Raw genomic sequence first — 25076 nt, forward strand, 5'->3', positions numbered from 1 at the left:
TCTCGACAAGACTTGCCAGTACAAGGCTTGCCGGCCGCGCGGCCGTTCAGGAACCAGCTTCCCCCACTTTCGCCCCGGCGTGTCGGGCCCGGATCACCATGCCGCCGGCAACGCCGACGCCGATGACATACATCCAGCCCTCGTGGAAGTCGAAGAGATGGGAGTTGAACAGCGAGGTGAAGACGTTCTGCACCACGACCAGCAGGCCAATCCAATGGGCCAGCCCGTCGCCGCGGAACAGCAGGAGATGCAGGATCCAGATCGCGTAGAGTACGACGATGCCGATGACGCCCCATTGCACGGCGACATTCAGCGTCTGGTTATGCGGATTCCCGATCACCTCGGCGGAGGCCTGGTAGTGGCCGCTGGGCGTCGCGACCGCTTCGAACAATCCGCGCGTCGAGCCGGTGCCGTGCCCCTTGATCGGCGCCTCCGCGAAGAAGCCGAGCGATTTCCGCCAGAATTCGAGCCGCAGGCCCAGCGAGGTCGGCTCGCCCTTTTCGACATAGCGCGTGTAGTCGCTGGCGAAGGTGTCCGCGGTCTTGCGCAATTGCGGCGAGGCCTGCCAGGCGAGAGCGGCGCCGGCGAGCAGAGCAGCCGAGATGATCGCGATGCTGCGCCATCTCAGATGCAGCAGCGCGAACACGCCGAACATGACCGGAATGGTGACGAGCGCGGTGCGCGACACCACCACGAAGGCCATGTTGACGAAGAAGCTGAGCGCCAGCGCGGTCAGCAATCCGGCGAGCCAATAGCGCTTCTGGCGAAGCAACATCACGATCGGATAAGCGAGCGCGACCGCGCACAGGGTGAATTCCTGGCTCTGGTCGATGTAGTTCTTGACGAAGATGCCGCGCTCGAGATGGTCGGACTTGAGCGTCAGGTTGGGATAGAAGGCCACCAGCCACGACATCACCGACAGCAGCGCGCAGGACACCAGGAACGCGATGAAGATCCAGTGCCCGCGCGGCGAGCGCTCGAAATGATAGAGGAAGACCGGCAGCACGAGCAGCTTGACGGTCGGGTTGACCGCATAGAGGCGCGCGCCCCAGGCCGCATCCGACCACAGCGTGCCCACCAGCGCGAGCAGGACCAGCGCAATCGGCGCGGCTGCGATCGGGCGCTTCAGCGATTGCAGGAATGCGCGAACGTCGAGAAACGGCACCATGCAGGCCAGGAACGCAACGTTGAAGATCGCCGCGAGCGAGGTCGACCAGGGCAGTGACGCCACGGTCAGGATCGCAAACAGGTCGACCGCCTCGCACCACGCCGCCGGGCTGCGAAAGCGCCGCCGCAGCATCTGGGCAGTCGTCTCCCGGGCGAGCGTCGTCGCTTGGTCCGTCACTTGCCCCCTCCCCGCGCGCGATGAACCAGCGCGGTCGTGCTGAAGCCCTGGAGGATGTCGACCAGCACGACGGTTCCGCCGGCGGCTTCGACGACCTCATGGCCGACCACCTGCTCGCGGGTGTAGTCGCCGCCCTTCACCAGCGCGCTCGGCTTGATCCGGGTGATCAAATCGATCGGCGTATCCTCCTCGAAGATGACGACGAGATCGACGGCTTCGAGCGCGGCGAGCACTTCCGCACGCGCCCGCTCGTCCTGAACCGGGCGATCGGCGCCCTTCAACCGCCGCACCGAGGCATCGCTGTTGAGGCCGACGATCAGGCGATCGCAGGCTCCGCGCGCCGCGGTCAACACCTTGACGTGGCCGGGATGCAGGATATCGAAGCAGCCATTGGTGAAGCCGACGCGCAGGTCCTGCCGGCGCCATTCCGCGAGCTGCGCGTCGAGCGTATCAGGCTCGAGCACGATCTTCTCCTCGGCCGCGAGATAGGCATGCGGCAGGATCTTCCGCCGCAGCTCGGCCGCGCTCACGCTGGCCGTGCCTTGCTTGCCGACGGCGACGGCAGCGGCCGCATTGGCCATCCGCAACGCCGTGTCCCAGTCCGCACCCGCCGCGAGCGACACCGCAAGCGCAGCGGCGACGGTGTCACCGGCGCCTGAGACGTCGCGCACCTTCACGGGCACAGCCGGAACGTGAACGGCTTCGCCATTGCGCGGCACCAGCGTCATGCCGTGCTCGCCTTGCGTGACCAGGATCGCCTCGCAATCGGCGAGCCGCATCACGTCCTCGCTGGCATCGACGATGCTCTGCGGCGTATCGGCGCGGCTGCGGGTCGCCTCCGAAAATTCCTTGCGATTGGGCGTGAGCAGCGTGGCGCCGCGATAGATCGCCCAGTTCAGGCTCTTGGGATCGACGATCACGGGCTTGCCGAGCGTTCGCGCGGCGTCGATCGTGTGGCGGATCACGCGCGCGGTCAGCACGCCCTTGGCGTAGTCGGAGAGCAGCACGATGTCGGCGCGCGCGATCTGCGGCAGGATTGCGTCGATCAGCCTGGTCTCGATGTCGTCGGAGGCAGGCACCGCCTGCTCCCAATCCGCGCGCAGCATATGCGTGGAAAAATGCTCGGAGACGAAGCGGACCTTTCGCGTTGTCGGCCGCGCCGGATCGCACACCAGCGCGCATTCGATGCCGGCATGCTCCGCAAGTGCCGCTTCGAGCCGCTTGCCCGCATCGTCCTGGCCGACGAGGCCGATGAAGATGCAGCGCGCCCCGAGGGAGGCGATATTGCGCGCGACGTTGCCGGCGCCGCCGATATGGATCTCGCTGCGCTGGGCGGCGATGACAGGCGCCGGCGCTTCCGGCGAGATCCGCGAGACCTCGCCATAGACGAATTCGTCCAGCATGATGTCGCCGATGCACAGCACCGTACGGCCTGAGATGGCTTGCGCGAGAGCGTCGAAATCGAGAATGGGCGTCGGCATGGTCCTTGAAGCCTCAGCGGAAGCGGTCTGGCCGGTCGAGATAATCGCCGACATAGGCTTTCACCGCATCCTCGAGCGTCGAGAAGCCGCCGTTATAGCCGGCGCGGTGCAGGCGATCGACCTCGCTCTGGGTGAAGTATTGATAGCTGCCGCGAATCTGCTCGGGCATGTCGACATATTCGATGTTGGGCCTGGTGCCGAGCGCGGCATAGGCAGCGAGCATCAGGTCCCTGAAGCTGCGCGCCTTGCCGGTACCGACGTTGAAGAGACCGGACACCGACGGCGTCGCCAGCAGCCACATGACGACGCGCACGACGTCGTCGACATAGATGAAATCGCGGCGCTGATCGCCGTCGGCGATGCCCTCGCGGTGCGACTTGAACAATTGCACGACACGGCCCGCCCTCACATCGTCGAAGCGGCGCGCCAGCACGCTCATCATCGAGCCCTTGTGGTATTCGTTGGGGCCGAACACGTTGAAGAATTTCAGTCCAGCCCATTGCGGCGGCAGCTTCTCGCCGCGCGCGACGCGCTCGGCGACGGCGAGATCGAACAGGTGCTTGCTCCAGCCGTAGAGATTCATCGGCCGCAGTTTCTTCAGCGCGGGCAGTGAGGCGTCGTCGCCAAAGCCGTCGGCACCATCGCCATAGGTCGCGGCCGAGGAGGCGTAGATCAACGGCACCGCAGCCGCCGTGCACCAGTCCAGAAGGCGCATCGACAGGCGAAAATTAGTCTCGATCACGAGGTCGCCGTCGGTCGCGGTGGTCTCGGAAATCGCCCCGAGATGGATCACGGCGTCGAGCTTGCGGCCCTTCAGCCAGTCGAGCAGCTCGGCCGGCGGGACGATATCCACAAGCTGGCGCTTGGCGAGGTTTCGCCACTTGCCCTCGGTCCCGAGGAGATCGCAGACGACGACATCGCTGCGACCGGCCTCGTTCAGCGCGGCGACGACATTCGATCCGATAAAACCGGCCCCACCGGTCACCAGCAACATTCCACCTACCCTGCCAGGTTTTGCCCTGCCCGATTTTCACGGCCCGGTCCTGCCCTAGCGCATGATCCGCCAAAGTGTAAGCGGTTTTGGGATCGGCGCTGTCCCGGCTTTACCTGCAGGTCCGGAGCGGGTAACCGAACCGCCACATCAGCGCGTTCCCGGTCCTATTAACGAATGAACCAAGATTCGCAATTTGGTCGAGATGCAGATCGGAGCGACACCCGCCCGATCCTGATCGTCCCCTATATGTGGATCGGCGATTTCGTCCGGAATCACACCGTTGTCCGGGTCCTGAACGAGCGCTGGCCCAACCGGCCGGTCGATCTCCTGACCACCTCCCTCTGCGCCTCCTTGGTCGACTACATGCCCGGCGTGCGTGATGGCATCGTGTGGGACCTGCCGCGCAGCCGGCTGGCCGTTGGCCGCCAGTTCGGCCTGGCGAAGCTCCTGCGCGAGCGGAATTACGGGACAGCCCTGGTGCTGCCCCGGACCTGGAAGGCGGCCATCGCGCCCGCCCTGGCCGGGATTCCGGAAAGGGTCGGCTTCGTCGGCGAATTCCGGTTCGGCCTGCTCAACCGCTGGCGCTGGGGCGAGAAGAAGCTGCCCCGCTTCATCGACAAGAACGCCGCCCTGGCCCAGCCCGATGGTGCCCCCCTGCCCCCGGAATGGCCGGTGCCACAATTGCGGGTCCCGGCCGAGGACATCGTCCGCTGGCGGCAGGCCAATGGCCTCAGCGCCGGGGCCGCCGTGGCGCTCGCCCCCGGCTCGGTAGGCGTCTCAAAGCGCTGGACCTATTATCCGGAGGCGGCCCGCCTGCTGGCCGAGCGCGGCCTAGAGGTCTGGGTGGTCGGCGGCCCCGCCGAAAAGGGCCTCGCCCAGGAGATCGTGGCCGCCGGCGGTCCGGGCGTACGAGACCTCACCGGCACCGATCTGCGCAACGGCGTGCTGGCGATGGCCGCGGCCGGCGTCGCCATCTCCAATGATTCCGGCCTGATGCACATCGCAGCCGCCTTAGGCACGCCCACCATGGGCATCTTCGGCCCGACCAGCCCCTATCTCTGGGCCCCCCTCAACGGCCTCGCCGCGACCGTGGTCCAGGACAAGAGCGTGCTGTCCTGCCAGCCCTGCCAGAGCACGATCTGCAAGATGAACGACCACCGCTGCATGCGGGACATCGCGGCCTCCGAGGTCGTGGCGATCGCGCAGCGGGTGCTCGGAGTGTGAACTCAGTGACGCCATGAGTACGCGCCCTGGTCGGGTCCTCGGCAGACGAGTGCTCTGCAGAACCTATTGATTTAGATCAACTAGACGTTCGCCAGTTCGCCGCACCTAAATGCGGCTCGAAACCGATACGAAGGGCCGCGTTTTGCTGCGCCCCCGTCGAAGAGGCTGATCTAGCGGTATTGACCATTCAGTCGGAGAGTTTCATGAGAACCTTCAATCCTTTGGTGACGCTGGTACTTCTCGTGACGCAATCGGCCTCGATACAGGCTGCGGATTTGAACGGAGCCTGGTCAATCGACGCCTCGGCCTGTGGTGACATGTTCACCAAAGAGAACAACAGGCTTGCCTTCAAGAAAGATGCCGATCTCCACGCGGGCGGCTTGATCGTCCAGGGAAAGCAAGTCACCGGCACATTTGAAAAATGCACCGTCAAATCATTGCGCGAAGACGGGCCGAACATGCGACTGATCGCGTCGTGCTCTGACGGCGTCGCGATTTCGGACGTGACATTCGATCTGACAGTCTCCGGCGAGAATAATATCACACTCAGCTCCAAGGAGCCGGTGCCGGTGCAAATGCCCTATGTGCGCTGCCCAATGTGAAGTCGACCGCGACGGCCGTCGAGGCTGTGCCGATGATGACATCATGCCGGTGTTTTGCCCGACGAGTCAAACCTATTTCGTAAAACCAGAATAAGATCGTCGCCCGCCGCCAAGCCCTTGATTCTGCTGGCACCGGTTACTGTGCATGGGGTTGTTTTCGCGGTTTTGCCTTGCGGCCCTGGAAACGACGCCTCAGAGCAGCGGACGATAGATCTCGCCGATCCGCGCCGCTTCGGCATCGAGGCTGAACTTCGCCAGCACCCGTACCCGCCCCCGCGCGCCCATGGCGAGCGCGGCGTCCGGGTCGTTCATCAGCGGTTCGAGCGCGGCCGCCAACGCGTCAGCGTCACCGGTCGGGATCAGCACACCTGTCGAGCCGTCCTCGACCACGAGCGCGGCCGCACCGGCGCGCGCGGCGACGAGCGCGCTGCCGGCCGCCATCGCCTCGATCAGCGTCAGGCCAAAGCCCTCGTTGCGTGAGGTGAAGGCGTAGATCGTCAGCCGCTGATACCAGCGCTGCACCGCTTCGATCGGCAGCTCGCCTGTGATGACGATGCGCGACTGCAGGCCGGCGGCCTCGATGCGTTTCTTCAGGTCGTTCGCAAAAGGCATTTGCTCCGGCGTGACCTGTCCGACGATGACTGCGGTGAAGTCCGGATAGCGCGGCAGCAGCCGGCACATCGCATCGACGAACACGTCGGTGCCCTTCTGCGCGCGCACGCGACCGAAGCAGCCGATCGCATAGCGGCCCGGCAGCGCGGCTTCCGCGAAGGCCGCAGCGCGATCGCTCGGCGGCGCATAGACGTCGGTGTCAACGCCGTGCGGGATCACCGTCGCCTTCACTTTCAGGAACGAGGCCGAGATGTCCGATGTCGCGATGATCGCGTCCATGCGCCGGATCAGCCAGCGCGTGATCCAGCTGTGATGCCGCTGTGCAGCCGACGTGAACACGAGTTTGAGCGGCCAGCCGAGCGCGCGCAGCACGACGCCCGCGATCATCTCGTTGTTGCGCCGCGCATGCCAGATCAATGGCGCCTTGCGGCCCCATAGTTTGAGGAAATCGGCAGCGCTCAACCGCGAAATCCCCTCCGGCGCATCGGAGCCGAACCATGCGGCGCGATAGAGTTTTGCCAATCGCGGCGCCACCATCCGGTTGGTCGCGGTGACCCCGGAATAGCGCCTGTGCAGATTTGGCACGATCACTTCGAGATCGCCGGGGGAATTCGCCACGTCATGCTCCGTTACGGAAGCCCCCTATACGCAACATTAAGCATAGTGACCAGTTCAGGGCTGCCGAAACCCCCTCTTCACCGCGCAAACGTTAACTTGGCGCGTTGATCGAAGACGGGTGAGATCATGACTGTGCTAGTCACCGGCGGCGCCGGCTATATCGGAAGTCACACGGTCCTGGCGCTGGCGGAAGCCGGCGAGGACGTCGTCGTGATCGACGATCTCTCCACCGGTTTCTCCGCCTATCTGCCCGAGGGCGTACCGCTGTTCATTGGCGACGCCGGCGACGAGAACCTGGTCGAGGGCGTGATCGCCCAGCACAACATCGAGAGCATCATCCATTTCGCGGGCTCCGTCGTCGTGCCGGACTCGATGCGCGATCCGCTCGGCTACTACCGCAACAATTTCATGACCGCGCGCAACCTGCTCAACGTCGCCGTCAAGCGCGGCATAAGCCGTTTCATCTTCTCCTCGACCGCGGCCGTCTACGGCAATCCGGACCTGGTGCCGGTGCCCGAACATGCGCCGACGCGGCCGCTGTCGCCTTACGGCTCGTCGAAGCTGATGACCGAGATCATGCTGCACGACGTCGCCGCCGCCTACGGCATGCAATACGTGACCTTGCGCTATTTCAACGTCGCCGGTGCCGATCCGCAGGCGCGCATCGGGCTGGCCACCGTCGGTGCCACGCATCTGCTCAAGATCGCCGTCGAGGCCGCGACCGGCCAGCGCGCCAAGATCGACGTGTTCGGCACGGACTACCCGACCCAGGACGGAAGCTGCATCCGCGACTTCATCCACGTCTCGGACCTCTCGCAGGCGCATCGCTCGGCACTCGCTTACCTGCGCAATGGCGGCGCCTCGACCACGCTGAATTGCGGCTATGGCCGCGGCTATTCGGTGCTGGAGACCATCGACGCGGTGCGCCGGGTTTCGGGCCGCAGCTTCGCCGTGCAATACGCCCCGCGCCGGCCCGGCGACATCATGACCATGGTCGCCGACACCAGCCGCATCCGCGGCCTGCTCGACTGGAAGCCGCAATACGACGACCTCGAGACCATCGCCGCGCACGCGCTGGCCTGGGAGGACAAGTTGTTCCGCGAGCGCCATGGCGAGCTCCGCCACGCCGCCTCGGCCTAGATTCCATCCCGGCGCAAGCCCTTAATTGGGCTTGAAAAGCGCGGCTTTAGCGGGCACAGAGGCCCTTCGATCCCTGACGCGCGGGCAGGCTCCTGCTTGCCCCGTCAATGGACACCGGATGGCCCAGTTTCCAAAGAAAATCACCGACGATCCCTACACGGCGGCAATCCTGATTCGCCGCCTGGTCACGGAACAGGGGATCATCTACTGGCGGCGTTACCTCGTCGCCTTCGCGCTGATGGCGCTTGCCGCCGGATCGACCGCGGGCGCGACCTACGTGCTCGGCCAGGTCATCAACCAGGCCTATGTCGACAAGAACGTCGCGGGCATCGCGATGTTCTCGGGCATCACGGTGATCCTGCTATTCATCAAGGGCGTGGCGACCTACGGCCACATGGTGATCCTGACCAAGATCAGCAACGCGATCCTCGCCACCAACCAGCGCCAGCTGTTCGCCAAGCTGATGCGCGAGAGCGTCGGCTTCTTCTCGGAACGGCATTCGTCTGAATTCCTGGCGCGGCTGACCGCCGGCGCCAAATCCATCACCGACGTCCTCAACATGCTGGTCAACGCAGTCGGGCGCGACCTTTTGATGCTGCTCGCCATGATCGGCGTGATGGTGTGGCAAGACCCGGTGATGTCGTTCATCGGCCTCGTCGTGGTGCCGCCGGCAATGCTGGTGCTGCGCAAGCTGGTCAAGCGCATCAAGGGCCTCGCCTTCAACCAGTTCACCGGCACCGCCGACATCTTGGAGACGATGCAGGAATCGCTCCAGGGCATCCGCACGGTGAAGGCATTCACGCTCGAAGACACCATGCAGAAGCGCATCGACGAGAACATCGCGATCGTCGAGCGCAATGCCAACAAGATGGCCCGCGTCGCCAACCGTTCCAACCCGCTGATGGAGATGCTGGGCGGCTTCGCGGTCGCCGGCTGCCTGCTCTACGGCGGCTACAGCGTGGTTGCGCTCAACGCCACGCCCGGCGCGTTCTTCTCCTTCATGACCGCGTTCCTGATGGCGACCGAGCCGGCCAAGCGGCTGGCGCGGCTCAACATCGACCTCAACAGCCAGCTCGTCGGCGCCCGCATGCTGCTCGAGGTCGTCGACAGCCCGGCGAGCGAGCATTCCGACGACGACAAGCCGGCGCTGAAGCTGTCCGAAGCGAAGATCGAGATGCGCGACGTCAGCTTCTCTTACCGGATTGGCGAGACCGTGCTCAACCGCATGTCCTTCGTTGCGGAGCCCGGAAAAGTCACCGCGCTGGTCGGCCCCTCCGGCGGTGGCAAATCGACCGTGCTAGGGCTGCTGCTGCGCTTCTACGAGGTGACGCAAGGCGCGATCGTGATCGACGGCCAGTCGATCGGCGCGGTCTCGCGCAAATCGCTGCGCGCACAGACCGCCTATGTCGGCCAGGACGTCTATCTGTTCCGCGACACCATCCGCAGCAACATCGCCTTCGGCAAGCCCGGCGCGAGCGAAGAGCAAATCATTGATGCCGCGAAAGCGGCCTGCGCGCATGATTTCATCATGAGCTTCCCGCTCGGCTACGACACGCCGGTCGGCGAGCACGGCACGCAGCTCTCCGGCGGCCAGCGCCAGCGCATCGCGGTGGCGCGTGCGCTGATCAAGAACGCGCCGATCATCCTGTTGGACGAGGCCACCGCCGCGCTCGATTCCGAGTCCGAGCGGCAGGTGCAGGAGGCGATCGAGCATCTCTGCCAGAACCGCACCACCATCGTGATCGCGCACCGGCTCCACACCATCATGCACGCCGACGCGATCCTGGTGGTCGAGGGTGGCGAGATCGTCGAGCAGGGCCGGCACGACGAGCTGCTCCGCCGCTCCGGCCGCTACGCCTCGTTCTTCCGCCTGCAGCACCACGACGCCGGCGCTCTGGCGCCGATCAGCGCAACCGCATAGAGTTCGTTCCACCTCAAGAGCAGCGAGACCGCTTCATGAACGCCGCCTCCTACGTCATTCCGCTTCCGCCCCAGGCTTCGCTTCCCGTCGTCGGCGAGACCGGCCGCTTTCCCGTGCGCCGCATCTGGTGCGTCGGCCGCAACTATCTCGAGCACATCCGCGAGATGGGCAATGACGAGCGCGCGCCGCCGTTCTTCTTCGCCAAGCACGCCGACATGCTGGTGCCCGATGGCGCCACCATTCCCTATCCGCCGCTGACCAAGGATCTGCATCACGAGGTCGAGCTGATCGTCGCGCTGAAGAGTGGCGGCCTCAACATCCCCGCCGAGAAGGCGCTGGACCACGTCTACGGCTATGCCGTCGGCATTGACCTCACCCGCCGCGACCTCCAGATCGCCTCGCGCAAGAAGGAGCGTCCGTGGGAGATCGGCAAGTCGTTCGACGGATCGGCCCCCGCCTCCGCGGTGCAGCCGGCCTCGAAGATCGGCCATCCCACCAAGGGCAGGATCTGGCTGACGGTGAACGGCAAGGAGGCCCAGACCGGCGACCTCGAGCAAATGATCTGGAACGTGCCGGAGACGATCTGGCAGCTCTCCCAGCAGGTGAAGCTCGCCGCCGGCGACATCATCATGACGGGCACGCCGGCCGGCGTGTCGCAGCTCCAGCCCGGCGACAAGCTCGAATGCGGCGTCGACGGCGTCGGCACGCTGAAGGTCTCGATCGGCCAGCCGGAATAGGCTGAACGACATCTGGAATCGAAAGGCCCCGGAATGTCCGGGGCCTTTTGCATTTCTACCAGGCCTTCACCGGCCGATTGGCGTGGCTCGCCTGCGGCACCCCGCGATTGAGCGACATGTGGGAATGCACGCACAGCCAGCCATCGCCATTTTTTGAAAACACCATCGTCGCCCGACCGGGGCGCGGAAACGCGCTGCCGTCGGGATGATAGCCCGTGCTCGTCCACGGCGCGACCACCGTCGCCATTGTACCGTCGGGGGATGCCAGGATGGAGACCTGCTCGAGCACGAAGCGGAAGTCGGTCGTCTTCGGCCAGACGTTGTTCCATTGGGACGAGACCCATTGGTCGAGGCCGGGGATGACATCGTTATGCGTGCCGAAGGCCAGCACGTCCGGGTGGAAGAGCGGCCGCGCCGAGGCGTAGTCGACCTCACGGACATACCCCGAGAAGGTATCCAACCACTCGCGGAAGAATTGCACGATCTCGGTGTTCGCAAGTGGCAACGGGGCCATTGCCTGCTCCATGTTTGGTCGCTAAATCGCGGCGATCTTGTTGCCATGGACCGCGGAGTGCAGCAAGATTCGCCAGGTTCGGACCGGAGGGTCCCGCCGCAGAGACTGCGTCACAAAACGAGAGGATGTCTCGGATGTCGAACACGATCACGGAGCTCGAGGGGCTGTTGATGCAGCGTTCGCTCACCGACCCGCAGCTTGTGGCCGCAGCGGAAAAGGCAGCAGACTTCCGCATCCTGCCGGAAGCCACGGTCATCAAGATCGGCGGCCAGAGCATGATCGATCGCGGCCGCGCCGCGGTCTATCCGGTCGTCGAGGAGATCGTCGCCGCCCGCAAGGCCCACAAGCTCCTGATCGGAACCGGCGCCGGCACTCGTGCGCGGCATCTATATTCGATTGCCGCCGGGCTCCGCCTGCCCGCGGGCGTGTTGTCGCAGCTTGGCGCTTCCGTCGCCGACCAGAACGCCGCGATGCTCGGGCAGCTGCTGGCCAAGCACGGCATCTCCGCCGTCTCCAGCGCCGGGCTGTCGTCCGTGCCGCTGTTCCTCGCCGAAGTGAATGCCGTGATCTTCAGCGGCATGCCGCCCTATAGCCTGTGGATGCGGCCCGCGGCCGAGGGTGTGATCCCGCCCTATCGCACCGACGCCGGATGCTTCCTCGTTGCCGAGCAGTTCGGCTGCAAGGCGATGATCTATGTGAAGGACGAGAACGGCCTCTACACCGCGAACCCCAAGACGTCGAAGAACGCCACCTTCATCCCGAAAATCTCGGTGGCGGAGATGAAGGCCAAGGGCCTGCAGGACTCCATCCTGGAATTCCCGGTGCTCGATCTGCTCAACGCCTCGCGCCATGTCCGGCAGGTGCAGATCATCAACGGCCTCGTCCCCGGCAATCTCACCCGCGCGCTCGCGGGCGAGCATGTCGGCACCATCATCACCGCGAGCTGAAGAGAGCACCGTCATGGCTGACACCAACCAGATCAAGCACGTCGCTTCGCCGCTCGCGCGCCAGACTCTGCTCGACAGCGATCTCACCCGTCCCGTTGCCGGCAATCGTCCGATCAAGCTGCTGCCCTGGCTGCAGGTCATCAAGATCGGCGGCCGTATCATGGACCGCGGTCACGAAGCGATCCTCCCGCTCGTCGACGAGCTGCGGTCGCTCCTGCCGGAGCATCGCCTGCTCATCCTGACCGGCGCCGGCATCCGCGCCCGTCATCTCTACAGCGTCGGCCTCGACCTCGGCCTGCCCGTGGGTTCGCTCGCACCGCTCGCCGCCAGCGAGGCCGGCCAGAACGGACATATCCTGGCAAGCCTGCTCGCACCGGAGGGTGTCTCCTACGTCGAGCATCCCACCATCGCGAGCCAGCTCGCCATTCACCTCCAGGCGGCGCGCGCGGTCGTCGGCAGCGCGTTCCCGCCCTACCACCATCATGAATTCCCGACCGCGCGCATCCCGCTGCATCGGGCCGATACCGGCGCCTTCCTGCTCGCCGACGCGCTTGGCGCTGCCGGGCTTACGATCGTGGAGGACGTTGACGGCGTCTACACGACCGATCCCAATGGCGCGGATGGCAAGAAGGCCGAGCTGCTGAAAGAAACGAGCTTTGCCGAGCTTGCGAAGCTGAAGGGCACACTGCCGTTCGATCCAGCGCTGCTCGAGGTGATGGCCAACGCGCGGCACATCACGCGCGTGCAGGTCGTCAACGGTCTCGTGCCGGGTCGGATCAGCGCGGCGCTGCGCGGCCAGCATGTGGGGTCGATCATCAGCACTGGCGCGAAGCCGAAGTAAGATCACGGCCAGGCGACAAAAACAAAGCCCCGGAGAACACTCCGGGGCTTTGCGATTCAGTCACCGTAGCCCGGATGGAGCGAAGCGCAATCCGGGACTCTCGCCGCGGCAGGAACCCGGATTTCGCTTCGCTCCATCCGGGCTACGCGCTTCGCCAATCCGCGCTACCGCAGTGCCGACATTACGATGAGACCGAGGATCAGCGCCGTCAGCGAATATTTCAGCGTGTAGTAGACGTTGCGGTTCCACTCCTTGACCTTGCGGCTGCCGAGGTGGATCTCGTAGAGCTTGCCGAACACCTTGTTGAGGACGCCGACGCTCTCGCCGTCCATGTTCTGGGTCGCCGACGCCTTGACGATGTGATGGCTGACCCAGCGGTTGATCGCGGTCATGAAGCCGTACTTCATCGGGCGCTCGACGTCGCAGAACAGGATGATGCGGTTGACGTCGGTCGCATTCTCCGCGCTGTGAATGAAGGTCTCATCGAACATGAAGGCCTCGCCGTCGCGCCAGACGCATTCGACGCCGTCGACGAGGATGCGGCACTTGTTCGAGTTCGGCGTGACGAGCCCCAAGTGATAGCGCAGCGAGCCGGCGAAGGGATCGCGGTGCGCGCCCAGCTTGCCGCCCGGCGGCAGCATCGCGAACATCGCACCGTGCACGCTCGGGATTGATTTGAGCAGCTCCACCGTCTTCGGGCACAGCGTGTTCGCCGACGGCAGGAAGTCGTCGTACCATTTCAGGTAAAAGCGCTTCCAGCCGCTCTTGAAGAACGAGTAGAAGCCCCAATCGTTGTTCTTCGCGGCGGCCCGAATGAAGCCTTCGTCGAACAGGCGCACGGCCTCGTCGCGAATGGTCTCCCAATTCTCGCTGAGCGGCTTCAGCTCCGGAAACTGCTCGACCGGGATCACCGGGCTGTTCGGTACGGCCGAGCCCGCATACATCAGCACATTGTAGGGCGCGAGGTAGGTCGAGTGGTCGCCGAGCTGGCGCGCGAAGCGCAGTCGCTGCTTGCCGCGGAAGTGAACGTAAATGGTCGAAGCCGCGAGCACATAGAGAATGACAAGTTGCGGCGCAAAAAGCTGTTTCAGCATTTCCCCAAATCCCGAGTGACCCAGCCGGGGACGTGATCTACTCCGACCCGGCCCGAGCTGCAAGATATTGGCCTGCATCCTGAGGCTGTTCCGCAGGTTGTGATTGGGGCGTCCCGAGCCGTGCCGCGCACAATTTGAAATGGTAGGTGACGCGCCGCCAATCCCGGCGTTGCGGTCGGTTTGCGGCATGCTATCCTGGTTCCAGGGCGGGAAAATCGGGGTGTGTCTTGGGGATGTGGCGGTCGTTGGCGGGCTCCGCGCTCGCGCTGGTTCTGCTTGGAATATTCGCACCCGTGAACGGCCAAGGCACTTCGCCGTCGTCCCAAGGCGGCAAGCCTCCGGATCCGGAGCTGCGCGGCCAGTGGCTACGGGTCGGGCAGACATTCGCCTGCAAGGTCGAAGCCGGTAAGCGCATCACCCCGCCCGATCCCGACGTGCTCAGCTTTGCCTGTCAGCGGATGGGCGCGCTTGGTGTCGGCATCTCGGAGGCCTCACTCAAGGCCGCGCTCGGCGAACCACACCGCAAGCTGCCACCGGCGGACAACGCCACGAACTATGTGTACTTCCTCGGCAAGCCAGACCAACTTCCTTACCTCGCCGCGACCGTGAAGGCGAACCGCGTCGTCGCACTTCAGGTCAGCGGGTCGGCGCCGGTCGCCGCCTACAGCTTCAACCAGGTCAATCTCGGCGACAGCACCGAGAAACTGATGGCGCGCTTCGGCGGCCCCTTCCATGTCAGGCCGAGTGGGCTGGAGAAAACCGAGCTCTGGACTTACGAACCATGGCCCTTCTCATTCGAGGTGCGGCAGGACCGCGTCACCTCGATCCGGATCAGCGATCCGACCGTCGGGGCCAAGTAGGTTCGATTGCGCGCGTGCCGATCAGACCCGCGACAGCGCCTGCAGGCCCTTGAACGTGAGGCGCTTGGGGTCGGTGACGCCGGCGAGATAGAGCCGGCGGATGAAGGCGATGACGGCGTCGCGGTCGCAATCGGTCAGCGCGACGACGGCGTCGACCGCAATCTTCTGGGCTTCCATTGGCTCACCTCGGCCTTGCGAGTAACCCCGGCCGAGACAGGCTAGGACTCATCCGTTAAATCGGCGTTAACCGTTCTGGAACCATCGCCGACTCAGCCCGGCGGCCGTATACGCAAAACAACGCATTGGCAGTCGCCGTGCGGCCGCAATGTCTAGCGTGAACCGAGGCTCTTCTTGAGCTGCGCAAAATGCTTCTTCAGCCGGGGCACGGCGAAGTCGGTGAAGGCCCGTACCTTGGGAACCGCGAGCCGTCCCTGCGGGCAGATCAAATGCGCGGGCATCTCCGGATCCTCATCGCCGGCCAGCACGATCTCGAGCTCGCCGCGCCCGATCTGCTCGGCTACCTGGTACGAATACATCCGCGCCACGCCGCGCCCCGCGACCGCGGACGCTACCGCCGCATAGGTGCTGTTGACGACGAGCCGCGGCGTGAACTGGACTGTCCTGGCTGCCGATGAGCCGGCCGGTGGCGCAAAGGTCCAGGAATTGGGAAGGTGCGCCATCGCCACGATCTGGTGCTTGGCGAGATCGCCGGGTTCAGCGATGCGCGGGTGCTGCTTCAGGTAGCGCGGCGCTGCGACGACGACGCGGCTGATCCCGCCGACCCGCATCGCCACCATCGCGGAATCCGCCAGAGGTCCGATGCGAAGCGCAATGTCGACGCCCTCCTCGATCAGATTGACCGAACGGTCGAACAGCAGGAGCTTTGCCGACACCGTCGGATAGGCATCGAGAAATGCATCGAGGATCGGCCGCAGCACCATCTCGCCCGACACCACGGGGGCAGTGATCGTGAGCAGGCCGCGCGGTGCCGTGCGCGGTCCGGCCGCGATGTCGTCGGCCTCCTCCAATTCGGTGAGCACGCGACGGCAGATCGCAACATAGCGCTCGCCCTCCTCGCTCAGCTTGATCGATCGCGTCGTCCGGTGCAGCAGCTCGGCGCCGACCCGCTCCTCCAGGAAGGCGATGGCGCGGCTGACCGCCGCCGGCGAGCGGCCGAGCTTGCGCCCTGCGGCGGCCAAGCTGCCCTCGTCCACCGCAAGGACGAACACCTTCATCGCATCCAGACGATCCATGCCGACCCGTCGCCCCATCAAATTCCAGTGACAAGCTAGGCGTTCGCCCCCGCCGCGACAACCGCCGCCAAAGGCCGGTCCGGCATTCGTTCGCGCCACGTAACAGTGTCTGCCGGACAACGTGTATTCGCAGCCGGGCCGCCGCGGCGTACCTCAGCACCCGAGCCAGCCGCTGCTGGCGCAGGTTCTGAAAGCCAACAACAGGAGCCCGTCATGGGTATCGAGCAGAAGGTCGCCATCATCACCGGCGCATCGCAGGGCATCGGCGCCGCCCTGGTCCAGGGTTTTCGTGATCGCAACTATCGCGTCGTCGCAACGGCGCGTTCCATCAAGCCGTCGGGCGACGATGACATCCTCGCCGTTCCCGGCGACATCGCCGACCGGGCCACCGCTGAACGCGTGGTCTCGCAGGCCGTCGCGCGCTTTGGCCGCGTCGACACGCTGGTCAACAATGCCGGCATCTTCGTCGCAAAGCCGTTCACGCAGTACACGGCGGAAGACTACGCGGCGGTGATGGGCACCAACGTCGCAGGCTTTTTCCACATCACGCAGCTCGCCATTGCGGAGATGGAGAAGCAGGGTTCGGGTCACGTCGTCCAGATCACGACGACCCTGGCCGATCAGGCCAATTCGAACGTGCCGTCGGTGCTGGCTTCGCTGAGCAAGGGCGGGCTGAATGCCGCGACCAAGTCGCTCGCGATCGAATACGCCAGGCGCGGCATCCGCGTGAACGCGGTGGCGCCCGGCGTCATCAAGTCGCCGATGCATCCGGTTGCGACGCACGCCCAGCTCGGCGCGCTGCATCCGGTCGGCCACATGGGCGAGATGTCCGACATCGTCGGTGCCGTGCTCTATCTCGAGCAGGCCAGCTTCGTCACCGGCGAGATCCTGCACGTCGACGGCGGCCAGAGCGCCGGGCACTGAGCGCGGAGAAACACCATGCCGATCGTCACCATTCAAGTGACCCGCGAAGGAACGACGCCGGGAGCGGCGTCGCTCACGGCGGAGGAGAAGGCCGCGCTGATCAAGGGATCGAGCCAGTTGCTGCTCGATGTGCTCGGCAAGCCGCTCGAGTCGACCTTCGTCGTGATCGAGGAAGTCGACACCGACAATTGGGGCTGGGGCGGCCTGCCCGTGCAGGAATTCCGGCGCCGCAGCGCCGCAAAGACAGGATGATCCGCGCGCCATTGTGCGCGCAGGAGGATGACATGACCGAACTCAATGCAAACACTGGGCACCACGCCCGGCCGCATAGGCAGCCGGGATCGGAATCGCAATCGACGTCGCGGCAGGCTTGGCGGTACGCCGTGGCGGGATTGTCCGCATCACTGGTCGGGCTTGGCCTCGCCCGCTTTTCCTACACGCCGCTGATCCCGGCGCTGATCGCCGCAAAATGGTTCAGCGCATCCGACGTCGTTTATCTCGGCGCCGCGAATCTCGCCGGTTACCTCGCCGGCGCGCTCGCGGCACGCACGTTGGCCACCCGCATCGGCGCGGTCCGCGCGTTGCGGGCGATGATGCTGCTTGCCACCCTCTCCTTCTTCGCGAGCTCCACCCCGGTGTCATTCGCCTGGTTTTTCGCCTGGCGCTTTCTGTCGGGCTTCACCGGCGGAATCATCATGGTGCTGGCGGCCTCCGTCATTCTGCCGCACGTATCGGCCGCGAGGCGCGGCATCGTCGGCGGCGTGATCTTTGCCGGCGTCGGCCTTGGCGTCGCTGCATCGGGCACGCTGGTGCCCTTGCTTCTTCAACAGGGCTTGCAGCAGAGCTGGTACGGCCTCGGCGTGCTCTCCGCCGTGCTCACGCTCGCGAGCTGGTGGAATTGGCCCGCGGAGGCCAAGAGTGATGGCGCGCCATCGCATCACGCGAAGTCCCATCAGGCCTCGCCCACCGTCCGCGCGCTTCTGGTCCAGTATGGCCTCAACGCGGTGGCCCTGGTGCCGCACATGGTCTTCATCGTCGACTTCGTGGCGCGTGGCCTCGGCCAGGGCATAGCGGCGGGCTCGCGCTACTGGGTGCTGTACGGTCTCGGCGCCATCGTCGGCCCGCTCGTCACCGGCCATCTCGGTGACCGCTCGGGATTTGGACCGGCCTTGCGCGCGGCGTTCCTGATCGAGGCGGCCGCCGTGCTGCTGCCCACCGTCAGCACGGCACCGGTTTCGCTAATCGTGTCGAGCGTGGTGGTCGGCGGCTTCACACCCGGTATCGTGCCGCTGGTGCTCGGACGCATTCACGAGCTCGTGCCGCACTCGACCGAGCAGCAGCGCGCCACATGGAGCCACGCCACAACCAGCTTTGCGCTGTTCCAGGCGGCGGCTGCCTACGGCTTCTCCTGGATCTACGCGCAGACCGGCGGAGACTATCTGGTCCTGTTCGGACTTGGCGGCGCCGCCGTGGTGCTCGCGCTTGCGATCGATCTTGGGCTCGCGCTCACCACGCGCAAGGCATAAAGCGGGCGGCGGCGTGATCAGGAATACTGCATCACGCCGTCGTCGATCTTGCCGAAGCGCAAGGAGACGATGTCGAGTGCATAGTTCTGGTACAGCCTCCACGGCTGCTTCGAGCCCTGCTTCGGCATCTTCGCGACCGCGCGCTGGACATAGCCCGAGGTGAAATCGAGCGACGGCTGCGCGGTGATTTCAGGATCGTCATTGTGCGGCATGCACTGGCGGAAATTGTGCCGGTCCATGTAGTTGATGAGCCGGCAGACATATTCGCAGGTGAGATCGCATTTCAGCGTCCAGGACGCGTTGGTGTAGCCGAAGGCCGACGCCATGTTGGGCACGTCGGCATACATCATGCCCTTGTAGGTCAGCGTGTTGGCGAAATCGACGGCGCGGCCGTCGACGCTGACCTCGAGACCGCCGACGACCTGGAGCACCAGCCCCGTCGCGGTGACGATGATGTCGGCCGCAAGCTCGCTGCCATCCTTCAGGCGAATGCCGTCGCGCGTAAAGGCGTCGATCTCGTTGGTGACGACGGCGGCGCGCTGCTCGCGGATCGCCTTGAACAGATCGCCGTCGGGCACGAGGCAGAGCCGCTGGTCCCAGGGATTGTAGCGCGGCGTGAAATGGGTCGCGACGTCGTAGTCCGGGCCGAGCGCCATCTGCACGCCCTTGAGCACCAGCTCCTTGACCTTGGCAGGCCGGCGCCGGCTGAGCTGGAAGAAGAACATCCCCCACATCACGTTGCGCCAGCGGATGACATGATAGGCAAGCCGCGTCGGCAGATTGCGGCGCAATTTGTTGGCGACGGGGTCCTGCGCCGGGCGCGACACCACGTAGGTCGGCGAGCGTTGGAGCATGGTGACCTGCGCCGCCTTCTTGGCCAGCTCCGGCACCAGCGTCACTGCGGTTGCGCCCGAGCCGATCACGACGACGCGCTTTCCCGCGTAGTCGATGTCCTCGGTCCATTTCTGCGGATGCACGATGCGGCCGGCGAAATCCGTCACGCCCGCAAACTCCGGCGTATAGCCCGCTTCGTATTTGTAATAGCCCGAGCACATGAACAGGAAATTGCAGGTGAAGCGCACGAGTTCGGTTGCGCCCTCTCCTGCGGTGCGCTCGGCCTCGACGGTCCAGCGCGCGTCCGGCGTGGACCAAGACGCGCGTTTGACGCGATGGCGGAAGCGGATGTGCTTCTCGATGCCGTTCTCGGCTGCTGTCTCGCGTACGTAATTCAGGATCTGCGGCCCGTCGGCGATCGCCTTCGGATCGGTCCACGGCTTGAACGAATAGCCGAGCGTGAACATGTCGCTGTCGGAGCGGACACCGGGATAGCGAAACAGGTCCCAGGTCCCACCGATGCAGTCGCGCCCCTCGAGAACGACGTAGCTCTTGCCCGGGCACTTGTTCTGCAGATGATAGCCCGCGCCGATGCCGGACAGGCCGGCACCGACGATCAACACGTCGAAATGTTCTGCGGTTGCGGTCATGGCGTTCTCCCCGGCACAGGATGGGCGACGCCGTGCCGAATTGCAACCGTCAGGCAGTGGCAGCGTCGTAGACGAGGGCTGTGTCGAAATACTCGTAGAATTCGATCGCCTTGCCGTCCTTGAAGCGCCAGAAATCGACCTTCGGTGTCTCAGCGACCTTCCCGGTCCTCTTATTGGTCCAGGCAGTTGAGCCGCGCGCGAAAACAGCGTCGCCCTGCGCGACGTATTCATTGATGGTGTAGTGCAGCATGCTCCAGTCAGCCAGCAGACCCTCGAAATAGCCACGCAGCTGAGTGCGGTCGTCATAGCACTTGGCAAAGGGCACCGCCGGAGCTCCCTGCGGAAGCGAGTCGAATTTGATCTGCGGGCCCATGACGCTGTCGAACCAGAAGTCGACGCTGCCGCCCTTGCTGTCGTTCCACCGACGATAGGCTTCCTTGAGCAACTGAACGTTGGCTTCGCTGGACATCGCATTCCCTCCATATGCATCTGACAATGAACGTGGGAAACGCGGCCACCCGCTTGAGAAGTGGCGGGCTTGTTTTGGCTCTACCTCCGAGCGTAGCACAACGAGCCTACAAAAAAAGGCCCCGGATCGCTCCGGGGCCTTCGTGTCGCAGCTGGATGCGATCTCAGTAGCGGTAGTGATCCGACTTGTACGGACCTTCCTGCTTGACGCCGATGTAGTCGGCCTGGTCCCTGCGGAGCTCAGTGAGCTTGACGCCGATCTTGGCGAGGTGCAGGCGCGCGACCTTCTCGTCGAGCGACTTCGGCAACACGTAGACTTCCTTCTTGTACTTGCCGTCCTTGTTGTTGGCGAACAGCTCGATCTGCGCCAGAGTCTGGTTGGTGAAGGAGGCCGACATCACGAAGGACGGATGGCCCATCGCGTTGCCGAGGTTCACGAGGCGGCCTTCCGACAGCATGATGATGCGGTGCTTGTCGGGGAATTCGATCTCGTCGACCTGCGGCTTGATGTTGGTCCACTTCAGGTTACGCAGACCCGCGATCTGGATCTCGTTGTCGAAATGGCCGATGTTGCAGACGATGGCGCGATCCTTCATCGCGCGCATGTGCTCGATCGTGATGATGTCCTTGTTGCCGGTCGCGGTGACGAAGATGTCGGCGCGGGGCGCGGCGTCTTCCATGGTCACGACCTCGTAGCCTTCCATCGCGGCCTGCAGCGCGCAGATCGGATCGACTTCCGACACCATCACGCGGCAGCCGGCCTGGCGCAGCGACGCGGCCGAGCCCTTGCCGACGTCGCCGAAGCCCGCGACCATCGCAACCTTGCCCGACATCATCACGTCGGTACCGCGACGGATGCCGTCGACCAGCGATTCACGACAGCCATAGAGGTTGTCGAACTTCGACTTGGTGACGCTGTCGTTGACGTTGATCGCCGGCCACAGCAGCGTGCCGGCCTTCTGCATGTCATAGAGACGATGCACGCCCGTGGTGGTCTCTTCGGAAACGCCCTTGATGCTCTTGGCGATCTCGGCGAAGTAGCCCTTCGGCTTCTCCTTGAGCTGCTTCTTCAGAAGCGCGAAGAAGACTTCCTCTTCCTCGGAGCCGGGCTTGTCGAGGAAGGCGGTGTCGCCGTTCTCGGCGCGCAGACCGAGATGGACGTACATGGTGGCGTCGCCGCCGTCATCGAGGATCATGTTCGGGTGACCACCGCCGTGCCAGTCGAACAGTTTTGCGGTGTAGTCCCAGTAGTCTTTCAGCGTCTCGCCCTTGACGGCGAAGACGGGAATGCCGGCGGCCGCGATCGCGGCGGCAGCGTGGTCCTGCGTCGAATAGATGTTGCAGGAGACCCAGCGAATGTCGGCGCCGAGGGCCGCCAGCGTCTCGATCAGCACGCCGGTCTGGATCGTCATGTGCAGCGAGCCGGCGATGCGCGCGCCCTTTAGCGGCTGCTTCGGGCCGAACTCCTCGCGGGTGGCCATCAGGCCGGGCATCTCGGTCTCGGCCAGCGAGAGTTCCTTGCGGCCGAAATCGGCGAGCGAAATGTCCTTGACGATGTAATCGGTGAAGCCGGGCTTCGCATTCATAGCGGAGGTCCTGTTGTTGAATTGGTCGTTCCGGGTCGCCCTGGAGGGACGAACCCGGAATCTCGGCATGATGGACAAGGATTCCGGGTTCGCCGCTGTCGCGGCGCCCCGGAATGACGTTGGTACTTAGACTGCGCGTTTAAGCGCTTCGACCAGGTCGGTCTTCTCCCAGGAGAAGCCGCCCTCGTTGTCGGGCGTGCGGCCGAAATGGCCGTAGGCCGAGGTGCGCGCGTAGATCGGGCGGTTGAGGTCGAGATGGCTGCGGATGCCGCGCGGGGTGAGATCCATCGCCTTGGCGGCGGCCTTCTCGAGCTGGTCCTCCGACACCTTACCGGTGCCGTGGGTGTCGATGTAGATCGACAGCGGACGCGCGACGCCGATGGCGTAGGCGAGCTGGAGGGTGCAGCGATCGGCGAGACCGGCCGCGACGATGTTCTTGGCGACGTAGCGCGCCGCGTAAGCCGCCGAACGGTCGACCTTGGTCGGATCCTTGCCGGAGAACGCACCGCCGCCATGCGGGGCCGCGCCACCATAGGTGTCGACGATGATCTTGCGGCCGGTCAGGCCGGAATCGCCGTCCGGACCGCCGATGTAGAACTTGCCGGTCGGATTGATGTGCCAGATGGTCTTCGGCGTGATCCAGTCCTTCGGCAGCGCCTCGCGGACATAGGGCTCGACGATGTCGCGGATCTGCTTCGACGAGATGTCCTCGACCAGATGCTGGTGCGACACCACGATCTCGCGCACGCCGACCGGCTTGCCGTTCTCGTACTGCACGGTGACCTGGCTCTTGGAGTCCGGACCCAGCACCTTCTCGCGGCCGGAGTGACGCGCTTCCGAGATGAGGCGCAGGATCTTGTGGGCATAGAAGATCGGCGCCGGCATCAGATCAGGCGTCTCGTTGGTGGCGTAACCGAACATGATGCCCTGGTCGCCTGCGCCCTCTTCCTTGACCTCGCCCGGCTGCAGCGCATCGACGCCCTGCGCGATGTCGGCGGACTGCGGGTGCAGCAGGATCTCGATATCGGCCTTCTCCCAGTGGAAGCCGTCCTGCTCGTAGCCGATGTCCTTGATCGCGGCGCGCACGACGCTCTCGATCTGCTCGTTGGTGACCGACTTCGGACCGCGGGTCTCGCCGGCGATCACCACCTTGTTGGTGGTCGCGAGCGTCTCGCAGGCCGCGCGGATCTGCCACGGATCGATGCCGGCCTTCGGCCCCTCGCGGTAGAACAGATCGACGATTTCATCGGAAATCCGGTCACAGACCTTGTCGGGATGGCCCTCGGACACGGACTCGCTGGTGAAGAGATAGGACGCGCGCATCAGTAACCCCTTGTTCCGCCGTTAACCTGGCGGGCGTTTGCGATGTTTAACCTTGGATTATGTCAATCACGCCGTCGCGAGATGACGTAGGACTCGTCGAGAAACCAGAGCCCGTTGTACTTCCGCAGCACGTCCCGGGCGGCATCCAGAGTGCGGCCGTTTTGAGTCATTTCTGCCAATCGGTCGTCCTCGATCTGCGCCACATACACCGCCGCATTCCACGCTGCAAAGGCCGTCGAGGTTCCGATGGTACCCGTCACCTCGTTGGGCAGCGCTTCCATATCATACCTGAAGATTGAACGGTTGTCCGCATAAGCATTAAAATTTAGGTCGCGGCCCAACGACCCGAGCTCATACTTTACCGCGCGCAATAGCTCATGACGGCTGACCGAGAAAGGATTTTCTCCAGGCCAGATCGCCTGGATCATTTCCATGCCGGGATCGTGACCATGGGAGTGAATACCGATCAGCCGCCCGCCCGGCCGGAGCGCCCGCGCCAGCGGTGCAATGATCCGCTTGGCCCGAAAATTGACCGAGGACAGAGCGCGGTAGGGCTGGGACGCAATGACCAGGTCGAAATTGGCCTCGGTCTGGCCCGGCCGCGGAATGGTCGAATCCAGCAGGAACCTGTGGTCCTCGCGGTAGAGCACCAGGACGACGGGCCGCTCGTAGAGCGGCATGGCCGTGCGCGGGCTGATCGCGGCGCGCCAGTTCTGCTCCAGGAACGGCCTCAACTCGGCGATCTGCTGCTCGAACTCGCCCGATGAGGCGCCCCGTAGCGGAACCTCGTGCCAGACGGTGGCCGCGGCCGCCGCAGGCGATGCCGGCGTGAGCCAGGGCGCCTCGGAGTAGAACATGTTGGTGAACACGAACACCGACGCCGGATGCTCGAAAATGCGGTCCGGGACTCTCTCCAGCGTCAGCCGCAGGTCCTCGAGGCTGAGCTCCTTGCCGGCCACGTAGAACGGCATGTGCGGATAGCGCTGGTGTGTTGCGCGCAGGACCCGGGCCAGCACCGTGCCGTCGCCGACGCCCGCGTCGAAGATACGCAGCGCCGGCGGCCGCGGATGGATGCTGGCGAGCTCCAGCGCCACGCGCTCGGCGACCACCCGCTTCTCGCTGCAGGTATGGACGAACAGCAGGTATTTTTGCCGGTTCTCGAAGAAGCGGAAATTGCCGCGCGGATCGCGTTTTTCCGGCGGCACCTGGAGCCCCCGCGGCGGCGGCAGGCCGCCCGTCGTCGATGCGGCGATATAGGCCTGGATCCGCTCCAGCGTGTCGATCGTGATGCGCTTTCCCTCGCGCAGGCGATGGACCAGCTTCCCATCGTTCACCGCGCGCCGGCCGAACGTCGATTCCGCCATGTCCGCCTTGCGGCAGAACTCGGTGATTTGGCTGAGGATTTCGTCGTTCTTCATGAGTGGGAAAGCGGTGGGCAAAAATGTTGGGAACCAGCGTCGTAGCAAAATCTGCCCACTGAGGGAATACCCTCCCCCGCTTTACCCCACGTCCAATGACGAGCGCGTGAACCCCGGCGCATCGCCGGGCAACAAACAAGCGCCTCTCCTTCAAGGGACCATCG

24 protein-coding genes are annotated in these 25076 nt (G+C 64.8%); 11 read left to right on the forward strand and 13 right to left on the reverse strand.

Going from position 1 to position 25076, the window contains the following annotated elements; translation table 11 throughout:
* Positions 1 to 46: 46 nt before the first annotated feature.
* From AB7008_RS33900 to rfaD, 3 genes are read right to left on the reverse strand one after another with little or no spacing between them, the layout of a single operon-like run.
* Positions 47 to 1300 carry an O-antigen ligase family protein gene (locus tag AB7008_RS33900; RefSeq protein WP_441261263.1) on the reverse strand — a complete coding sequence of 418 codons (1254 nt, stop codon included), beginning with the start codon at positions 1298 to 1300 and terminating at the stop codon, positions 47 to 49.
* 41 nt (positions 1301 to 1341) lie between these two features.
* On the reverse strand, positions 1342 to 2826 hold the full coding sequence (gene rfaE1 / locus AB7008_RS33905; protein WP_441260201.1) for a D-glycero-beta-D-manno-heptose-7-phosphate kinase: 1485 nt from the start codon (positions 2824 to 2826) through the stop codon (positions 1342 to 1344).
* Between the two features lie 13 nt (positions 2827 to 2839).
* Positions 2840 to 3820: an ADP-glyceromanno-heptose 6-epimerase gene (gene rfaD, locus AB7008_RS33910; RefSeq protein ID WP_304490596.1), complete on the reverse strand. Its 981-nt coding sequence runs from the start codon at positions 3818 to 3820 to the stop codon at positions 2840 to 2842.
* Between the two features lie 174 nt (positions 3821 to 3994).
* Here rfaD and waaF point away from each other — a divergent pair, with 174 nt between their 5' ends.
* Positions 3995 to 5044 carry a lipopolysaccharide heptosyltransferase II gene (gene waaF / locus AB7008_RS33915; protein WP_441260202.1) on the forward strand — a complete coding sequence of 350 codons (1050 nt, stop codon included), beginning with the start codon at positions 3995 to 3997 and terminating at the stop codon, positions 5042 to 5044.
* A gap of 203 nt (positions 5045 to 5247) precedes the next feature.
* On the forward strand, positions 5248 to 5646 hold the full coding sequence (locus AB7008_RS33920; protein WP_028159805.1) for a hypothetical protein: 399 nt from the start codon (positions 5248 to 5250) through the stop codon (positions 5644 to 5646).
* Between the two features lie 192 nt (positions 5647 to 5838).
* On the opposite strand, the gene AB7008_RS33925 is transcribed toward AB7008_RS33920, so the two are convergent.
* Positions 5839 to 6876 (reverse strand): glycosyltransferase family 4 protein, encoded by a 1038-nt coding sequence (locus tag AB7008_RS33925; protein WP_441260203.1) that lies wholly within the window; start codon positions 6874 to 6876, stop codon positions 5839 to 5841.
* A 126-nt stretch (positions 6877 to 7002) separates the two neighbouring features.
* Here AB7008_RS33925 and galE point away from each other — a divergent pair, with 126 nt between their 5' ends.
* The 3 genes from galE to AB7008_RS33940 all read left to right on the forward strand — a co-directional run bounded on the left by galE (position 7003) and on the right by AB7008_RS33940 (position 10674).
* Positions 7003 to 8016, forward strand: a complete 1014-nt coding sequence (gene galE / locus AB7008_RS33930; RefSeq protein ID WP_039152366.1) for a UDP-glucose 4-epimerase GalE — start codon at positions 7003 to 7005, stop codon at positions 8014 to 8016.
* Positions 8017 to 8134: 118 nt separating this feature from the next.
* Entirely contained in the window at positions 8135 to 9937 is a 1803-nt protein-coding gene (locus AB7008_RS33935) for an ABC transporter ATP-binding protein (RefSeq protein WP_304490599.1), read from the forward strand.
* Between the two features lie 35 nt (positions 9938 to 9972).
* A complete protein-coding gene (locus AB7008_RS33940; RefSeq protein ID WP_028159809.1) occupies positions 9973 to 10674 on the forward strand; it encodes a fumarylacetoacetate hydrolase family protein in 702 nt (233 codons plus the stop codon).
* Positions 10675 to 10729: 55 nt separating this feature from the next.
* On the opposite strand, the gene AB7008_RS33945 is transcribed toward AB7008_RS33940, so the two are convergent.
* Complete coding sequence (locus AB7008_RS33945; protein WP_304490600.1) at positions 10730 to 11188, reverse strand: YybH family protein; 459 nt, start codon at positions 11186 to 11188, stop codon at positions 10730 to 10732.
* Positions 11189 to 11322: 134 nt separating this feature from the next.
* Between AB7008_RS33945 and AB7008_RS33950 the strand changes: the two genes are divergently transcribed.
* Complete coding sequence (locus tag AB7008_RS33950; protein WP_014493898.1) at positions 11323 to 12135, forward strand: amino acid kinase family protein; 813 nt, start codon at positions 11323 to 11325, stop codon at positions 12133 to 12135.
* Positions 12136 to 12148: 13 nt separating this feature from the next.
* On the forward strand, positions 12149 to 12976 hold the full coding sequence (locus tag AB7008_RS33955) for an amino acid kinase family protein (protein WP_304490601.1): 828 nt from the start codon (positions 12149 to 12151) through the stop codon (positions 12974 to 12976).
* Positions 12977 to 13140: 164 nt separating this feature from the next.
* Here AB7008_RS33955 and AB7008_RS33960 read toward each other — a convergent pair whose 3' ends face one another.
* Positions 13141 to 14070 carry an aspartyl/asparaginyl beta-hydroxylase domain-containing protein gene (locus tag AB7008_RS33960; RefSeq protein WP_304490602.1) on the reverse strand — a complete coding sequence of 310 codons (930 nt, stop codon included), beginning with the start codon at positions 14068 to 14070 and terminating at the stop codon, positions 13141 to 13143.
* A 233-nt stretch (positions 14071 to 14303) separates the two neighbouring features.
* On the opposite strand from AB7008_RS33960, the gene AB7008_RS33965 reads away from it, so the two are divergent.
* The gene (locus tag AB7008_RS33965; protein ID WP_441260204.1) at positions 14304 to 14930 is read left to right on the forward strand and encodes a hypothetical protein; all 627 of its coding nucleotides are present in this window, start codon (positions 14304 to 14306) and stop codon (positions 14928 to 14930) included.
* A gap of 21 nt (positions 14931 to 14951) precedes the next feature.
* Here the strand turns inward: AB7008_RS33965 and AB7008_RS33970 are convergent, their stop codons facing one another.
* Both AB7008_RS33970 and AB7008_RS33975 read right to left on the reverse strand, forming a co-directional pair.
* Positions 14952 to 15107, reverse strand: a complete 156-nt coding sequence (locus AB7008_RS33970) for a hypothetical protein (RefSeq protein WP_167768006.1) — start codon at positions 15105 to 15107, stop codon at positions 14952 to 14954.
* A 152-nt stretch (positions 15108 to 15259) separates the two neighbouring features.
* A complete protein-coding gene (locus AB7008_RS33975) occupies positions 15260 to 16183 on the reverse strand; it encodes a LysR family transcriptional regulator (protein ID WP_304490604.1) in 924 nt (307 codons plus the stop codon).
* Positions 16184 to 16396: 213 nt separating this feature from the next.
* Here AB7008_RS33975 and AB7008_RS33980 point away from each other — a divergent pair, with 213 nt between their 5' ends.
* The 3 genes from AB7008_RS33980 to AB7008_RS33990 are packed head-to-tail and all read left to right on the forward strand — an operon-like array spanning position 16397 to position 18633.
* Complete coding sequence (locus AB7008_RS33980) at positions 16397 to 17107, forward strand: SDR family NAD(P)-dependent oxidoreductase (protein WP_028159821.1); 711 nt, start codon at positions 16397 to 16399, stop codon at positions 17105 to 17107.
* A gap of 15 nt (positions 17108 to 17122) precedes the next feature.
* Complete coding sequence (locus AB7008_RS33985) at positions 17123 to 17359, forward strand: tautomerase family protein (RefSeq protein WP_028159822.1); 237 nt, start codon at positions 17123 to 17125, stop codon at positions 17357 to 17359.
* A 32-nt stretch (positions 17360 to 17391) separates the two neighbouring features.
* Entirely contained in the window at positions 17392 to 18633 is a 1242-nt protein-coding gene (locus AB7008_RS33990) for a YbfB/YjiJ family MFS transporter (protein WP_441260205.1), read from the forward strand.
* Positions 18634 to 18650: 17 nt separating this feature from the next.
* On the opposite strand, the gene AB7008_RS33995 is transcribed toward AB7008_RS33990, so the two are convergent.
* The 5 genes from AB7008_RS33995 to AB7008_RS34015 all read right to left on the reverse strand — a co-directional run bounded on the left by AB7008_RS33995 (position 18651) and on the right by AB7008_RS34015 (position 24912).
* Positions 18651 to 20117, reverse strand: a complete 1467-nt coding sequence (locus tag AB7008_RS33995) for a flavin-containing monooxygenase (protein ID WP_441260206.1) — start codon at positions 20115 to 20117, stop codon at positions 18651 to 18653.
* A 49-nt stretch (positions 20118 to 20166) separates the two neighbouring features.
* Positions 20167 to 20586, reverse strand: coding sequence for a nuclear transport factor 2 family protein (locus AB7008_RS34000; protein WP_248878835.1), 420 nt, complete (start codon positions 20584 to 20586; stop codon positions 20167 to 20169).
* A gap of 163 nt (positions 20587 to 20749) precedes the next feature.
* Positions 20750 to 22171, reverse strand: coding sequence for an adenosylhomocysteinase (gene ahcY, locus AB7008_RS34005; protein WP_441260207.1), 1422 nt, complete (start codon positions 22169 to 22171; stop codon positions 20750 to 20752).
* 126 nt (positions 22172 to 22297) lie between these two features.
* A complete protein-coding gene (metK, locus tag AB7008_RS34010; RefSeq protein ID WP_014493886.1) occupies positions 22298 to 23494 on the reverse strand; it encodes a methionine adenosyltransferase in 1197 nt (398 codons plus the stop codon).
* Positions 23495 to 23556: 62 nt separating this feature from the next.
* Entirely contained in the window at positions 23557 to 24912 is a 1356-nt protein-coding gene (locus tag AB7008_RS34015) for a hypothetical protein (RefSeq protein ID WP_028159827.1), read from the reverse strand.
* Positions 24913 to 25076 lie beyond the last annotated feature (164 nt).

It is taken from the genome of Bradyrhizobium sp. 521_C7_N1_3 (assembly GCF_052075975.1).
In the GTDB taxonomy this organism is placed as follows: Bacteria; Pseudomonadota; Alphaproteobacteria; order Rhizobiales; family Xanthobacteraceae; genus Bradyrhizobium; species Bradyrhizobium japonicum.